The 15,304-nt window shown below is 33.9% G+C and carries 15 protein-coding genes; 14 read left to right on the top strand and 1 reads right to left on the bottom strand.

The window, feature by feature from the left end; genetic code table 11:
• The first annotated feature begins 10 nt into the window (after nucleotides 1-10).
• From AC2UOP_RS02530 to tnpA, 12 genes are all read left to right on the top strand, one after another.
• On the top strand, nucleotides 11-733 hold the full coding sequence (locus AC2UOP_RS02530; protein WP_019213733.1) for a YebC/PmpR family DNA-binding transcriptional regulator: 723 nt from the start codon (nucleotides 11-13) through the stop codon (nucleotides 731-733).
• Nucleotide 734: 1 nt separating this feature from the next.
• On the top strand, nucleotides 735-1,409 hold the full coding sequence (locus AC2UOP_RS02525; protein WP_484832510.1) for a TIGR01906 family membrane protein: 675 nt from the start codon (nucleotides 735-737) through the stop codon (nucleotides 1,407-1,409).
• 9 nt (nucleotides 1,410-1,418) lie between these two features.
• Nucleotides 1,419-2,066, top strand: coding sequence for a deoxyribose-phosphate aldolase (gene deoC, locus AC2UOP_RS02520; protein ID WP_484832509.1), 648 nt, complete (start codon nucleotides 1,419-1,421; stop codon nucleotides 2,064-2,066).
• Between the two features lie 133 nt (nucleotides 2,067-2,199).
• Entirely contained in the window at nucleotides 2,200-4,149 is a 1,950-nt protein-coding gene (locus tag AC2UOP_RS02515; protein WP_484832508.1) for an ABC transporter substrate-binding protein, read from the top strand.
• Between the two features lie 82 nt (nucleotides 4,150-4,231).
• Nucleotides 4,232-5,218 (top strand): ABC transporter permease, encoded by a 987-nt coding sequence (locus AC2UOP_RS02510; protein WP_484832507.1) that lies wholly within the window; start codon nucleotides 4,232-4,234, stop codon nucleotides 5,216-5,218.
• 9 nt (nucleotides 5,219-5,227) lie between these two features.
• Nucleotides 5,228-7,063: an ABC transporter permease subunit gene (locus AC2UOP_RS02505; protein WP_484832506.1), complete on the top strand. Its 1,836-nt coding sequence runs from the start codon at nucleotides 5,228-5,230 to the stop codon at nucleotides 7,061-7,063.
• A gap of 12 nt (nucleotides 7,064-7,075) precedes the next feature.
• Nucleotides 7,076-8,071, top strand: coding sequence for an ABC transporter ATP-binding protein (locus AC2UOP_RS02500; RefSeq protein ID WP_106017701.1), 996 nt, complete (start codon nucleotides 7,076-7,078; stop codon nucleotides 8,069-8,071).
• On the top strand, nucleotides 8,061-9,479 hold the full coding sequence (locus AC2UOP_RS02495) for an ABC transporter ATP-binding protein (protein WP_484832505.1): 1,419 nt from the start codon (nucleotides 8,061-8,063) through the stop codon (nucleotides 9,477-9,479). Before AC2UOP_RS02500 ends, AC2UOP_RS02495 begins: the two co-directional genes overlap by 11 nt.
• Nucleotides 9,479-9,685, top strand: coding sequence for a hypothetical protein (locus AC2UOP_RS02490; protein WP_480019711.1), 207 nt, complete (start codon nucleotides 9,479-9,481; stop codon nucleotides 9,683-9,685). The genes AC2UOP_RS02495 and AC2UOP_RS02490 overlap by 1 nt, the downstream gene beginning before the upstream one ends.
• Before the next feature lie 147 nt (nucleotides 9,686-9,832).
• Entirely contained in the window at nucleotides 9,833-10,696 is an 864-nt protein-coding gene (locus tag AC2UOP_RS02485) for a hypothetical protein (RefSeq protein WP_480019710.1), read from the top strand.
• Between the two features lie 40 nt (nucleotides 10,697-10,736).
• Complete coding sequence (locus AC2UOP_RS02480) at nucleotides 10,737-11,126, top strand: SdpI family protein (protein WP_484832504.1); 390 nt, start codon at nucleotides 10,737-10,739, stop codon at nucleotides 11,124-11,126.
• Between the two features lie 172 nt (nucleotides 11,127-11,298).
• Nucleotides 11,299-11,763: an IS200/IS605 family transposase gene (gene tnpA / locus AC2UOP_RS02475; protein ID WP_085839356.1), complete on the top strand. Its 465-nt coding sequence runs from the start codon at nucleotides 11,299-11,301 to the stop codon at nucleotides 11,761-11,763.
• A gap of 144 nt (nucleotides 11,764-11,907) precedes the next feature.
• Here the strand turns inward: tnpA and AC2UOP_RS02470 are convergent, their stop codons facing one another.
• Nucleotides 11,908-13,716 carry an ATP-dependent helicase gene (locus AC2UOP_RS02470; RefSeq protein ID WP_484832503.1) on the bottom strand — a complete coding sequence of 603 codons (1,809 nt, stop codon included), beginning with the start codon at nucleotides 13,714-13,716 and terminating at the stop codon, nucleotides 11,908-11,910.
• Between the two features lie 131 nt (nucleotides 13,717-13,847).
• Between AC2UOP_RS02470 and AC2UOP_RS02465 the strand changes: the two genes are divergently transcribed.
• Entirely contained in the window at nucleotides 13,848-14,645 is a 798-nt protein-coding gene (locus tag AC2UOP_RS02465) for a nitroreductase family protein (protein WP_484832502.1), read from the top strand.
• Nucleotides 14,646-14,653: 8 nt separating this feature from the next.
• Complete coding sequence (gene fsa, locus AC2UOP_RS02460; protein ID WP_019213719.1) at nucleotides 14,654-15,295, top strand: fructose-6-phosphate aldolase; 642 nt, start codon at nucleotides 14,654-14,656, stop codon at nucleotides 15,293-15,295.
• Nucleotides 15,296-15,304: the final 9 nt, after the last annotated feature.

Here is a 15,304-nt window from a genome sequence, read left to right as displayed (position 1 = left end):
GAGGAATAAAATGTCAGGACATTCAAAATGGAAAACAATAAAGGCTAAGAAGGGTAAAGAAGACCAAAGGAGAGCCTCGGTATTTACAAAACTTGCAAGATACATCACTGTGGCGGTTAAAGAAGGAGGATCAAATCCAGAGTTTAACCCATCACTTAAATCAGCGATAGAAAAAGCTAAGGCTGAGAACATGCCTAACGACAACATTGAAAGAGCAATCAAAAAAGGTGAGGGCGGTGAAGGTGATGCAAACTATGAAAACGTTGTATATGAAGGATACGGCGTCGGCGGTGTTGCTGTTATAGTTGACTGCTTAACAGACAATAGAAACAGAACAGCTTCAGACGTAAGACATGCCTTTGATAAACACGGCGGAAACTTAGGTACAACAGGCTGTGTATCATATCTATTCGATAAAAAAGGCTTTATTGCTATAGAAAAAGATGATTCAGTTGATGAAGACACATTAACAATGGACGCAATCGACTTAGGTGCAGAAGATTTTAAAGCTTTTGAAGAAGGCTATGAAATTTACACATCAGTTGAAGATTTTAACAAGGTAGTTGAAGGCCTAAAAGATAGAGGCTACAAGCTAAGTGACTTTGACATAGCAAACATACCTCAAACAACAGTAAAACTTGACGAAGAACAAGCGATTAAGTTTGAAAAGATGGTTGACGACCTTGAAGAATCAGACGACGTTCAAAGCGTTTCACATAACTTAGAAGATTAAAATGAAGAATATTAAATTATCAGTTGCTATTATATTAACCCTTAATATAATAGCACTTATATTATGTCAAGCAATTCAAACAGTTTCCTATGACGAAAACGCTGTTTATATGAACGCAAAGCACTTAGATGACTTTGATTATATCGATAGATCAGAGGAAGAAGTCTTAGTTGCTTCAAAAGTTATAGCGGGCTACCTAAGAGGACAAAATGCAGATGAGCACCTAAGCTTAATTGGCTTAAACGAAAAAGAAATAAGCCACATGAGAGATGTAAGACATATATATAAAGTACTAAATATTATTAAAATTATAGCTGCAGCAATAACTTTATTTATAATACTCTTATACGCTTGGAAAAAGATTAACGTATTTAAGTTTAAAGAGCTAAGAAATACCTTGTTTATAGGATACTTAGTGCCAATAATTTTTGGAGCTCTATATTTAACAGACTTTTCTGGAGCCTTCGTAAAATTTCATGAGATATTCTTTAATAATCAACTATGGCAGCTCGACCCAAGCACAGACCTACTAATAAGACTAATGCCAGAAGAATTTTTTATAAGTGGCTTTATAAAAATCTTGGCTTATTATACAATATCGATATTCGTTATTCATATTTGTAGCTTTTACTATGTAGCAAAATGCAGAAGTAAAATGGAGAAGAAGGGAGTATAAAATTCATAAATGTTAGATATAGCTAAATTTTTAGATCAAACCAATTTAAAACAAGACGCAAGTGAGTCTGATATTATAAAGCTTGTAGAAGAGCAAAGAAAATATAATTTCAGATCACTATGCATAGCACCCTCATTTTTGCAAGTTGCTCGTAAAAACTTGCAAAATATTTACTTAAGTACAGTGATAGCATTTCCTAACGGTTATGCTACGACTGAATCAAAAATATTTGAAGCAAAAGATGCGATAAAAAATGGAGCAAATGATTTGGATATTGTTTCGAATATCGGAAGAATCAAGATGAGAGACTATGAATATCTGAGTAAAGAGGTAAATTGTTTAAGAGAAGCTTGTAAAGACCATATAATCAAATTTATTATAGAAACATCCTTTCTTAACAAGGAAGATATATATTTTATAACAAATATTTTAGTAAAAGAAGGGGCTGACTTTGTGAAAACATCAACAGGTTTTACGAAGTCCGGAGCAAATTTAGAAGACATAAAATTTATAAAAGAAAATTTTGGAGAGAAAATAAAAATAAAAGCCTCCGGAGGAATTTCTGATTATAAAACTGCGATTGAATTCATTAGCGCAGGTGCTGATGTTATCGGCACTTCACACGGTTTAGACATAATAAATTATAAAGAAAATTAAAATTTTTTTATTTAAAACATAAATCTAAATATGAATTTTTAGAAATAAAGCTTGCATTTTTATAAAAAATAGTGTAATATATATGTAACATATAGCCGTTATTATATGAAAAAAATTTTAAGGGGGAATATTAATGAAACTTAAAAAGACATTAGTGTTTTTATTAGTACTTTCTATGGTATTATCAGCTTTCGCATTCGCATGCGGTAAGAAGACTGACGAACCAGCAGAAAATGATACTGAAACAGAAGCACCAGCAGATGACGAAAATGCTGAAGAACCAGCAGATGACGAAACAGCCGAAAGACCAACTGAACCAAGTGGCCAATTAATCATTGGTACTACTACTGAAATGAGTGGAGACTTCTCAGGAGTATGGCAAAACAACGCATCAGATGCTGACGTTAGACGTTTAGTATCAGGATACGGTACAGTTGATCAAACTGACGAAGGTGAATACGTAATTGATGATTCAATCGTTGAAAAGTATGATACTAAAGAAAACGATGATAAGTCAAAAACTTACACTTTCACAATCAAACAAGGTCTTAAATTTGCTGACGGTAAAGAAATCACAGCAAAGAACTATGTAGCAGGAACATTACTATGGGCTTCAAAACTTATTGGACCAGACTTCTGCGGTGGTAAAAACACAGCAGGTATCGACCTAGTAGGTTATGATGCATTTAGCAAGGGAGAAAAGAAAGAATTTACTGGTATTCATCTAATCGATGATTACACTTTCTCAGCAACAATCAATCCTGATAATACTCCATATTTCTACGAATTAAACTCTGTATCAGCAGGTCCAGAAGATCTAGAATTTTGGTTAGGCAAAGATGTAGACATTAAAGATGACGGCGATGGATGTTACTTTGTTGAAGATATTAATACTGAAGAGTTCAAAAACGCAGTTAAAGCTGCAAGAGATAAAAAGACTCTACCTTCAAGCGGTCCATATATGTTAGAAAAATACGACGAAGCACAACAATTAGCAACTATGGTTATAAACCCTAACTATCAAGGAGATAGAATAGGTAGAAAACCACTAATTTCAAAAGTTATCCTTAAGAAGATAACTTCAGCTACTCAAATCGACGACTTAAAAACTGGTGGTGTTGATATAATCAAAAAAATCGGTGATGGTAAGACAATCAACGCTGGTATGGACTTAACAGAAGGCGAAGGATTTGCTTACACTGACTATCCAAGAGCTGGTTATGGTAAGATCGCATTCTCTTGCGATGTAGGACCAACTCAATTCGTAGAAGTAAGACAAGCACTTGCTTACTTACTAGACAGAAACGACTTCGCTAAACAATTTACAGGCGGATACGGTTCTGTTGTAAACGGACCTTATGGTACAGCTCAATGGTTCTTCCAAGAAACAAAGAAAGAACTTGATGAAAAGCTTAACTCTTATCCATATGACCCAGCTAAGGCTGTAGAATTATTGGAAAAAGCTGGCTTCACTCTAAACGAATCAGGCGCTGAATTTAAAGAAGGCGACGGAATCAGATACAAGAAGATGGATGATGGTAAGTTAATGCCACTAGAAATCAAATGGGCATCTACTGAAAACAACGAAGTATCTGACCTACTAGTTGTTAAACTAGCTGAAAACCCTGACCTTGTAAAAGCAGGTGTTAAGATTCAAAGAGATGCAATGAGCTTTGACGAATTACTAAACTGGTTATACAGAGACGCATCACAAGATGCTAAATACGGAGTTCCAACATATAACATGTTCAACCTAGCTACAGGATTCACTCCATGGTATGATCAAAAATACACTTACTCAACAAAAGAAGAAATGATCAAGATGGGTTACAACACTAACTTCATCTTCGATAAAGAACTAGAACAAGCTGCTACAGACATGGTAATGATCTCTCCAGATCAAAGAGACGTATTTAAGGACAACTTCGTTAAATTTGTAACTAGATGGAACGAAATGCTTCCTGACCTACCTCTATACTCTAACCAATATCATGATTTCTACAACTCAAGACTTAAACATTGGGTTACTTCAGAAATGAAGGGATTAACAGCAACTATACTAGATGCTTGGGTAACAGAATAGTAAAGATTAAAATTAAAAAAACATTTTGTGGAAGGCAATAGAAATATTGCCTTCTATAAAAATACAGATAAGGTGGATGATGATGGGAAAATATGTTATAAAAAGAATACTTTACATGGTATTCGTATTCTTTGTTATGTCTATTTTACTTTTCTTCTTATATAACATGATACCTTCTGACCCGGCTAGAGCAGAGCTTGAACCAATGAAGGCAAAATTAAAAGTAGAAGAGTATAATAAGAGATACAAAGACTTAAGAAAACAATATGGTCTTGACGATCCTATGATAGTTAGATATGGCAAGTGGCTTGGTAGATTACTACAAGGCGACTTAGGAGACTCAAGAGTATATAAAGACAAGGTTGTAAACGTTGTACAAGAACCTTTAAAACTTACTATATTTATTAATATTTTTGCAATAATTATAGGTCTAGGCATTACTATACCTTTAGGTATTGCGTGTGCCGTTAAAAAGAACTCAGTTTTCGACCAAGTAACACAGGTATTAACTGTTATAGGTTATTCTATACCAGTATTTATCACAGCACTATTGTTTATATATGTCTTTAGTGTTAAGTTACAGTGGTTCCCAGTTAGTGGTATGAGAACTGCAGGTAAGAACTATACAGGTATTAAGGATACACTTGATATCTTTAAGCACATTGCACTTCCTCTAATAATCATGACAGTTGGCTCACTTGGCGGTATGACAAGATATGTCAGAGCTGCTATGGATGACGCATTAAGCATGGATTATATTAAGACTGCAAGAGCAAAGGGCTTAAAGGAAAAAGCTGTAATTTATTCACACGCATGGAGAAATGCACTTTTACCAGTAGTTACACTAATTGTTGGCTGGTTTATGAGTATATTCTCTGGATCACTAATTATTGAGTCAATGTTTAATTTAAATGGTATGGGTAAGTTCTACATAGATGCTTTAAACAAAAAGGACTATGACTTAGCACTTGCAATTCAGTTATTCTATATAATAATAACTCTTATCGGAAACTTAGTTACTGACTTGACATACGGCTTAGTTGACCCTAGAGTTAGAGTAGAAAATTAGGAGGTTAAAATGGAAAAAGATAAAAAAGATCTAAAAGAAACAAAGCAAATACCTCCAAAGAAAAAAGGATTTAGTTTATTCAAGAAAAAGAAAAAAGACGTTATGGTTGAGGATGACATCCAAACTCCTTTTAGAACCATATTAAACGTATTCCTTTCAAACAAGGTAGCGATGACTGCATTTTTCATTTTCTTTGGTATATTCTTATTAGTATTAATAGGACCTTTATTTAATCCTTTAGATTTATCATATGTTGAAACAACACAAGCAAACATTGCTCCAGGTTTTGATATACTTCCTTTACCAAATGGACTTAAGAATATCAAGACACTAAGTGTTGGATCTACATTTAGTACTGCTGTTGATGAGAATGGCAAGCTTTTTGTTTGGGGTAAAACTAATATCTCAAAGAAAGTTGATATTAGAAAAGTACCTAAAGAAGTAAAGAAGGCTGGAAAAAATATCATTAAAGTAGCTTGTGGTACTGACCACGCTATAGCTCTTACTGATGATGGTAAAGTTCTTGGTTGGGGTAACAACAGACTACAACAAGCTAAGGCACCAGCAGAATTACTTGGAACAAAAATTGTTGATATCGCTGCTTCTGACCAAGTTTCTTATGCGCTAGATGAAGATGGATACGCATATGCTTGGGGTAATATGGGTGTTAATGACTACAAAGAAAACCACGACTATCAAGGAAATATAGCTAAGATAGTTCCAAACCCTAATACAGCTTGCGCTATCACAAAAGATGGTAAAGTTGTTCACTTAGGTGCTCAAGAGTCAGGTTTATCAAAGATACCTGAAATAAATGAAAAAGTTGTTGACCTAGCTTCAGCTTACAATACATTTGTTGCTGTTGGTGAGTCAGGCAAGATTTATATGTGGGGTAACCCAACTACAACTGGTGAGTGGGACGTTCCTGAAGATATACAAGGTAAGGTTAAGAATATATATGGACAAAGATATTCATACCTTGCTAAGTTAAACGATGATACTATCATTGAATGGGGTTCTAACTCATTAGGACAACTTAATGTGCCTCAAGAACTTAGAGGTAAAAAGGTAGATAAAGTTTATACTGGTTTCTATCAAACACATGTTGTTGATCAATCTGGAAAGGTATATAGCTATGGTCACAAAGGTTACCTACTAGGTACTGATGACCTAGGCAGAGATATCTGGAACAGAATTCTTAACGGCGGTAGAAAATCTATGACTATAGGTGCTATCGCAGTTATAATCTCGACTATCATCGGCGTAATCGTTGGTGGTATTTCAGGCTTCGTTGGAGGCTGGGTTGATAACGTATTACAAAGGGTTGCTGAAATGATAGGTTCACTACCATTCCTACCATTTGCGATGATATTATCAGCACTTGTTGGCCAAACAATGACTGCCGACCAAAAGATCTTTATGATCATGATTATACTTGGTTTACTATCTTGGACAGGACTTCAAAGACTTGTTCGTGCTCAAGTACTTTCAATTAGAGAGCAAGAATACGTTGTTGCTGCAAGATCACTAGGTATTAAAGAAAAGAACATTATATTTAAACATATATTACCAAACACTATATCTATAATTATAGTTAACGCTACACTATCATTCGCATCAAGTATGCTTACTGAAGCATCACTATCATTCCTAGGTTTTGGTGTTCCAGCACCATATCCAACTTGGGGTAATATGCTTAACGGTGCTAACAACTCTATAATTATTCAAAGATACTGGTGGAGATGGGTATTCCCTTCTATCATACTAGGTGTTTGTGTAATTTGTATTAACTTAATAGGTGATGGCCTAAGAGATGCTATCGACCCTAGATCAGCTGAAAGATAGGAGGTAAGATTAATGGCATTATTAGAATTAAAAGACTTGCATACCTTTTTTACAACAAAAAAGGGAATAATCAAAGCTGTTAATGGCGTTTCCTATTCAGTAGAACAAGGTAAAACATTAGGAGTAGTAGGAGAAAGTGGTAGTGGTAAGAGTGTTTCTGCCATGAGTATCATTAAACTACTTGATGGTAATGGATATATTGACAGTGGTGAAATTTGGTTTAACGGAGAAAATATTACTGATATACCTAAGAACAAGATGGGTCATATCAGAGGTAATGATGTTTCTGTTATATTCCAAGAGCCAATGACTTCACTAAACCCAGTATTTACTGTTGAAAGACAAGTTAGTGAACCGTTCATTATTCACCAAGGTATGGATAAAAAGCAAGCAGCTGAAAAAGTTGTTGAAATGCTTAGCATGGTTAAGATACCAAATCCAGAGACTGTTGCTAAACAATATCCTCACCAATTATCAGGTGGTATGAGACAAAGAGTTATGATTGCCATGGCGCTTGCTTGTGTTCCTAAGCTTCTTATAGCTGACGAGCCAACAACTGCTCTTGACGTTACTATTCAAGCTCAAATACTTAGATTAATGAATGATCTTAAGAAGAGAATCGGTACTTCAATACTATTTATCACTCATGACCTTGGCGTTATTAACCAAATGGCTGACGACGTTGCTGTTATGTATTGTGGTCAAGTAGTTGAAAAAGCACCAAGAGATATTATCTTCGAAGGAAAGAGTAAATTCATGCATCCATATACAGAAGGACTTATGGTATCTATACCAAGATTGGATACTCCTCAAGGCATGAAGCTAGATGCAATACCTGGCGCTGTTCCACATCCACTAAATTTACCTAAGGGCTGTAAATTTGCACCTAGATGTAAATATAGAACTGAAAAGTGTGACAACTATCAACCAGATTTAGTTAAAGTAGATGACAATCATGAAGTAAGATGTTTCTATCCTGAAAAGGGGGTAAGATCCGATGGAAAATAGAGAATTACTATTTAGAATACAAAACTTAAAACAATACTTCCCTGTACAAAAAGTAGGTAAGGAAGTTAAATATGTAAAGGCTAATGATGACATCTCATTGGATATTTACAAGGGTGAAACTATCGGCTTAGTTGGTGAATCTGGTTGTGGTAAATCTACTTTTGGTAGAACATTACTACAATTATACAAACAAACTGACGGTAGAACTATTTATTATGGTAGAACTAGATGGGAAGTAAATCCTAAATATGTATATAAATTAATAAATGGTTTCGCTAGCCATAAGAATAAACTAAAAGAGCTTAAAGCTGAGATTGAGAAGGATACAACAGCTTATGAAGCACTTGCTGAAGGCAAAGAAAAGGGAGAAGCGCTTAATAAGCTTAGAGAAGCTGAAAAGCAATATAAACTTCTTTACAAAGACCTTGCACAAATAGCTGGAGCTTTAATATATCATGACAATGAAAGTGAAATTAAATCTTTACTTTCAAAGGAACAAGAATTAAATAACAAAATATTTCTTGCTAAGAAAGATGGAAAAGAAGATTCAGCATCTGAGAGCGAATTAAAAAATGTTGAAGCAAAACTTGATTCTCTTAGAGAAGAAGTTAAGGGACATGCTGAATACGAAAAAGCTGAGGGATATAGAGATGCTGGTGTAAACCTAGCTGAACTTGAATATGAAGAGATGAGACACTTAAGAAAAGATATGCAACTTATCTTCCAAGACCCATATTCATCACTTAACCCTCGTATGACTGTAGGTCAAATTATATCTGAAGGTTTAGTAGCTCACGATATCTACAAACAAAAAGATAAGGCTCTACAAGATTATGTTGTTAAGGTTATGCAAGACTGCGGTCTAGCTCATTACTTTATTCACAGATATCCTCACCAATTCTCTGGCGGTCAAAGACAAAGAATTGGTATCGCTAGAAGTGTTGCTTTAAAGCCAGACTTCATCGTTTGCGACGAAGCAGTATCAGCTCTAGACGTATCTATTCAATCACAAATTATTAACTTGTTGATTGATTTAAAAGAAAAAGAAAATCTAACATATCTATTCATATCACATGACTTGTCAGTTATTAAATACATTTCTGATAAGGTAGGTGTAATGTACTTAGGAAATATAGTTGAATTTGCTGACTCTAAGGAGTTATATGCTAGACCAGTGCATCCATATACAGAAGCACTTTTAGGCGCAATACCAACTACTGATTCTAAGAAAGAAATACAAATTCTAGAAGGAGATATACCAAGTCCTATCAATCCACCTAAGGGCTGTAAGTTCCACACTAGATGTAAATATGCTACTGAAGAATGTAAAACAGTTGTTCCAGTATTCGAAGAAGTAAGACCTGGACACTTTGTTGCATGTCATCATAAGCTAAATTTGGATAAGTAATGTTTTTTCAAAAGAAAATTGATCGTTCGTTCGAAGAGCTAAAGAAAAAATCTGGCAAGTATGATGAAAAAGGAAACTTAATTCATACTGAGCAAGAAGAAACTGAAAAAGGCGATGTTTCTGCTATGTTTTTAGCGGCAGCCAAAGTATTCGGACCAATCTTTATAGTTTTGATTATAATTTTAATATTAACTAGACCAAGATAAAGAGTAAAGCTACGAGTGATCGTAGCTTTATTTTTTATCTATATAAGTATTATCAAAGCTATATAAACGAATAAATAATTTAATAATTCTTGTTTAGTTTAACGCGCTTAAGGGTAAATAAAGAATAAGAATAAAGGAGGTTTTCTTATGAAAAGGAAAGTATGTTTATTATTAATATTATTACTTATGTTTACGAACGTAGCTTATGCTGCTGATCTTAAAGTTAGCGTGCCGAATGGCTATGTGCTAAATGATGCAGAAGTAGAAAGACTTAACTTAGTCATTAACAATAAGATGAAAGAAGAAAACAACGAAAGAGAAGATTTAGTTGGATATGTAATACCAGTTTATAATCTTTCTACAGAGTACTTATTTAATAATGCTAACAAGACTTTAGAAGATTCCTTTGTCAATAAAGGAAACGCCATTATGATAATAAAGGACAAGATTGGACCATTTATGCAAGTTGGCCTTGTTAAGTCAAACAAGGGACTTATAGTTGAGACATATTCAGACATAAGTGATGGTCTACTTGAAGCCATAACTTTAGTTAAATCAAAAAACATGAGTAATGTTAGATATCTAAGCATTGATCAAACAAGCAAACCAAGCATACTACTTGCAAGCGAAGGCAAGGTCAATAAGGCGATAGCAGTTGATTTATTAAATGATAGAATAAAAAATAATACAAAGGCCGAAGATGCAATACTTGAAACAAAAGATGTCTATGAGCAAATTAAGCAAAATAAGATAGCTGATATGGAATTAACTGTTGAAAATCTTAAGAAAGGCGAGCCATATAAGACTGATCAAGTGCCATTATTTAAGCCAGTAGAAGCTAAAAAATCTGATAAAAAGAGCCCGGTTAAGCTAATAATCATACTTATACTAGTAGTTTTATTAGTAGTAGCTGCTTACTTTGTTTTAATGAAGATGTCTTCAAAGAAAAGTACAATAAAGAAGAAAAAAGCAAAAAAGACAGATGATGATTATGATGAAGGAGATTTTTAGCCTAAACTAGTCAAAGAATTTACAAGGGGTGGGTAAGTACATGTTTTTATACAAGTTAATTATGCTGATATCTACAGCTTTTATTCCACTTTTACTGATAGTAATAGGAAAGATATTTGCAAAATATCCAAGCAAAGAGCCAAACATAGCTATAGGTTTTAGAACAAAGCTTGCTATGATGAACAAAGAAACTTGGGACTATGCACAAAAACTTTTCCCGATAGTATGGATAAACTTAGGAAGAAGATTACTTTTCCTTAGCCTTGTTACATTATTTTTGTTTTATAGTAATGACAACGACTACACAGGAAGGCTAGTTATTATAGTCATGCTAGTTCAAGAGGCACTAATGCTTGCATCAATATTTTATGTAGATTTAAAGCTAAAGAAAACTTTCAATAGCGACGGAAGCCGCAAACAAATTAATTAAAAAATTAAGGTCAAAGTTTATTTCTTTGACCTTTTCTTGTGGGTTGACCACAATAAAACCCCCAGCTATGCTGGGGGAATCAGTAGCTTTAGCTTCAAGTTAAAACTCCTTTCATGATATAATAAAAATAGTCTACCAAACTACAATAAATATCAGAAAGGAGTTAATCCAATTGGATAAGAATATTTTATCACATACAACTTGGGATTGTAAATACCATATTGTATTTGCGCCAAAATATAGAAGGCAAATAATTTACGGAAGAATAAAAGAAGATATAGGAAAAATATTAAGAGACCTTTTGTCAAGAAAAGGAATAGAGATAATAGAGGCAGAACTGTGTCCAGACCACATTCATATGTTAGTAAAAATACCACCAAAATTTAGTGTTTCAGAAATTATGGGATATTTAAAAGGAAAAAGTAGTCTAATGATATTCGATAGACATGCCAGTTTGAAATATAAATATGGCAACAGAAATTTCTGGTGCAGAGGCTACTACGTAGATACAGCAGGAAAAAATGCTAAAAAGATACAAGAGTATATACGCAATCAACTTAAAGAAGATTTTACAAAAGATCAAATAAGTCTTAAAGAATATATAGATCCATTCACTGGAGAAAAGACAAATAAGTAAAAAGAAGTAAAGAGGCGCTTTAGCGTCAGTTGAGAAAGTAGTGCAAGTGGTAGACTTTCAGCGTGCACAAGGTGCACAGCAGGTAAAAGCCCCTTGCAGGGGCAGAGCAAACCACCGGCTACGCCGATGGTTATGATTTTTGTTTTATCCCTTAATTTCATTTATAAATGGACTTATATCGTAGTCCGTGTTGTTTCTCTCTTTAAAAGCGAAGATATTTAAATTTTCTTTCGCTCTAGTCATTCCAACATAGAAAATTCTTCTTTCTTCTTCAAGTTCTGCATCGCTCGCATTATTTGAGCCAGGTATTTCATCATCAACTATATCAATCAAAAACACTGTGTCAAATTCAAGACCTTTAGCACCGTGTATTGTTGACAGTATCACATTCGATTCATTTTGTGAGTAAATTTTATTTTTCAAAACATTGAGCCTTAGCTTAAGCTCATCCATATTTTTAGTATAAAGAGCTATTTGCTTTAAAAAGTAGAGCATAGTTAAAAGTTTGTTGAAAGACTCACTGTTGTCACGGCCCTTTGTTCTCAAGTAGCCTCTGTAATTCATGTCATTTTCAATATAATCAATGATATTTGATGGCTTCATCTTTCTTATGGCTTTGAAGTCCTTCATCAGTTCAAGAATATAATCTTTTTTATAGCTTTGAATCGATTCGGATCTATACAGAGTCTTTAAAACATTGACATCAGTTAATGTGTATATCTCATTTATGTCTTGCTTTGATAAATATCCTTTAATTTTATAATAAATCTTTCTAAATAGACTAGCGTCATTCATATTTTGAGAAAAATTATATATATCAAAGATGTCTTCAATAATCCAGTGACTAAAAAATCTATCTTTTTTATCATAAGAAGTAAAATTAATCATGTAGCGCTCTAAATACTCAGCAAGCGGTATTTGAGAAATATTATTTCTATATAAAACTGCTACAGTACCAGACGCGTCCTTCAAGTACTTTGCTATATAGCGGTACTCGTCGAGGTCTTTGCCAAAGAGTTTCACATTGACAGGAGCACTTCCTCTTTTAGACGCATTTAATTCTTTTACATATCTTAGCTTATTGTTCTTAATCAGTCTATTAGAAGCAGTGATTATGCTTGGCGTAGACCTATAATTTTCGCTAAGCCTATAGATGTAGGCGCCTTTATAATGCTTTTCAAAATTTAGTATCCTCTCAGGGCAAGCGCCTCTAAACCTATATATAGATTGGTCATCATCAGCAACAACGAAAAAATTATTATCTTTATTAATAAGCTTATCAAGTATCATAAACTGTATGGACGAGGTATCTTGGCCTTCGTCAAGAAGAATGTATTCGTATTTGTCCTTAAATTTTGAAATAATATGTCTATCTTTTTCAAGTAAATCATTTGCCATCACAAGCATATCGTCAAAATCGATGAGACGCTTTTTCTTTTTATAAGCTTCAAAATCATCGACCACGATCTTATATTCAAAAGGTCCATCTGCATCGATATAGTCTTCGTTGGTGTTTTTAATATAACCAAGTATTGACTGTATCTGATCAAGCTCTTCTTCGCTTGGAAATGTTTTTAGCTTATCCACATATATCTTTCTAAGAATATTTCTCGATTTAGGTGCATTTTCAACATCAAGTAGGGTGTATTTAATTTTTTTATATCTCTCAAACTCTCTAATAATCTTGTATGACAGGGCATGAATGGTTAAAACGCCGACCTCTTTTGAATAATTTTCGTCAAGCGCTTCAAGTATTCTTCTTTGCATATCAAGCTGCTGGGACTTAGCAAAGGTTATAGCAAGAATCTTATATGGGCTAATGCCTTTATCTTCGATAAGATATTTAATACGATTCACTATAACAGTAGTTTTGCCAGAGCCAGGAACAGCTAGGACAAGGGCGGGGCCTTTATCATGTCTAGATGCTTCGAGCTGATTTGGATTTAATTTCATTTAATCACCATAGATATTATATAACAAATTTAAAGAAAAATAAAGGTTTGCTAAGTAAGTCCACATGTGGTATAATAAAAGCGTAAGTCATAATTTTACATATTATTTTAAGGGGGAGATATATTTTGTTAATGAATAATTTTCTAAAAACTAGAAAATCAGTGAGAGATTTTAAACTTAAGCCGCTAAGCGATGATACACTTGTTAAAATCAAAGCTATATGCTCTGAAACATCTAAGGAAGATGGACAAAGCTCTGTAAGCTTTAACATTGTTAAGGACGGAAAGATGGTTTACGAAGCTTTAGATGGTCACGCTGGCTACTCAGGTGTTATGATTAAATCACCTCACTATATCGTTATCAATAGAAGCGATGACTCAGCAAAATCAATGATCTTGCAAAGTTATTACACAGAAAGTTTAATCACAAAGCTACATGGTCTTGACATTGCTACTTGCTGGGTTGGTTTATTTGGCGTATCCGAAGATAAAAAGAGAGAAGTTTTTGATATGTATGCAAACAATTCAGACTTCGTTCTAGCTATTGGATATGAAAAACCATCAAACCCATTCGACCTTGATAAATATTCTGAAAGAAAACCAGTTGAAGAAATCGTTTTCGATGGCAGTTTTGCTAACAGCATGGATATAGAAATGCTTGAAAATTTAGGTTTAGACGATGTTTTCTATTATGCAAGATTTGCACCATCAACATCAAACCTTCAACCATGGAGATTTATAATCAAAGGAAGCTATGTTTATCTATATATTGACGATAACAATGGAAAGCCATCATATGTTGACGCAGGTATCATGATGTACTACTTAAGAAGTATGCTGCTTATGAGAAATGACAAAAACATGTGGGAACTAGCTGAAGACGAAGAGATTGTTGACGGCTTTAGATTGATAGCAAAGATTAGGCTATAGGAGGAAATATGAAACTATTTATTGATACAGCTAATGTTAATGAAATTAGAGAGATCGCTAATTGGGGCGTAGTTGATGGAGTTACTACAAACCCAAGCCTTATCGCTAAAGAAAAAAGAGATTTTAAAGAAGTTGTTACTGAAATAACTGGCATTGTAGATGGACCTATATCTGCAGAAGTTGTTTCACTTAAACATGATGAGATGGTAGAAGAAGCAAAAGAACTTGCTAAGATACACAAAAACATAATTATAAAAGTACCTATGACTGAAGAAGGACTTATAGCTGTTAAAGAATTACACGCTATGGGCATAAAGACAAACGTAACACTTGTATTTACTTCAACACAAGCACTTCTAGCTGCAAAAGCTGGAGCTAGCTATGTAAGCCCATTCTTAGGTAGACTTGATGATATATCAACAGACGGACTTAATTTAATCGAAGAAATCATGGATATATTTGATAACTATGATTATGATACTGAAGTTATAGCAGCATCTGTAAGACATCCAATGCATGTAGTTGAATGCGCTAGACTTGGCTGTGACATAGCTACAGTGCCATATAAGGTATTTAAACAAATGCTTCACCACCCATTAACAGATAGTGGTATAGAAAGATTCTTAAAAGATTGGGAAAGTGTTAAATAGGAGAGAATT

Source organism: Fenollaria sp. (assembly GCF_057222035.1).
Note: the sequence above shows the minus strand (reverse complement) of the source record. Positions and strands in the feature narration are given on the sequence as shown.

What these genes read in the sequence shown, in the direction of transcription:
- AC2UOP_RS02510 (WP_484832507.1), top strand. Translation starts at nt 4,232, where the DNA reads ATGGGAAAATATGTTATAAAAAGAATACTTTACATGGTATTCGTATTC.
- AC2UOP_RS02490 (WP_480019711.1), top strand. Translation starts at nt 9,479, where the DNA reads ATGTTTTTTCAAAAGAAAATTGATCGTTCGTTCGAAGAGCTAAAGAAA.
- AC2UOP_RS02500 (WP_106017701.1), top strand. Translation starts at nt 7,076, where the DNA reads ATGGCATTATTAGAATTAAAAGACTTGCATACCTTTTTTACAACAAAA.
- deoC (WP_484832509.1), top strand. Translation starts at nt 1,419, where the DNA reads ATGTTAGATATAGCTAAATTTTTAGATCAAACCAATTTAAAACAAGAC.
- AC2UOP_RS02485 (WP_480019710.1), top strand. Translation starts at nt 9,833, where the DNA reads ATGAAAAGGAAAGTATGTTTATTATTAATATTATTACTTATGTTTACG.
- AC2UOP_RS02495 (WP_484832505.1), top strand. Translation starts at nt 8,061, where the DNA reads ATGGAAAATAGAGAATTACTATTTAGAATACAAAACTTAAAACAATAC.
- AC2UOP_RS02530 (WP_019213733.1), top strand. Translation starts at nt 11, where the DNA reads ATGTCAGGACATTCAAAATGGAAAACAATAAAGGCTAAGAAGGGTAAA.
- fsa (WP_019213719.1), top strand. Translation starts at nt 14,654, where the DNA reads ATGAAACTATTTATTGATACAGCTAATGTTAATGAAATTAGAGAGATC.
- AC2UOP_RS02515 (WP_484832508.1), top strand. Translation starts at nt 2,200, where the DNA reads ATGAAACTTAAAAAGACATTAGTGTTTTTATTAGTACTTTCTATGGTA.
- AC2UOP_RS02525 (WP_484832510.1), top strand. Translation starts at nt 735, where the DNA reads ATGAAGAATATTAAATTATCAGTTGCTATTATATTAACCCTTAATATA.
- AC2UOP_RS02470 (WP_484832503.1), bottom strand. Translation starts at nt 13,716, where the DNA reads ATGAAATTAAATCCAAATCAGCTCGAAGCATCTAGACATGATAAAGGC.
- AC2UOP_RS02505 (WP_484832506.1), top strand. Translation starts at nt 5,228, where the DNA reads ATGGAAAAAGATAAAAAAGATCTAAAAGAAACAAAGCAAATACCTCCA.
- AC2UOP_RS02465 (WP_484832502.1), top strand. Translation starts at nt 13,848, where the DNA reads ATGAATAATTTTCTAAAAACTAGAAAATCAGTGAGAGATTTTAAACTT.
- AC2UOP_RS02480 (WP_484832504.1), top strand. Translation starts at nt 10,737, where the DNA reads ATGTTTTTATACAAGTTAATTATGCTGATATCTACAGCTTTTATTCCA.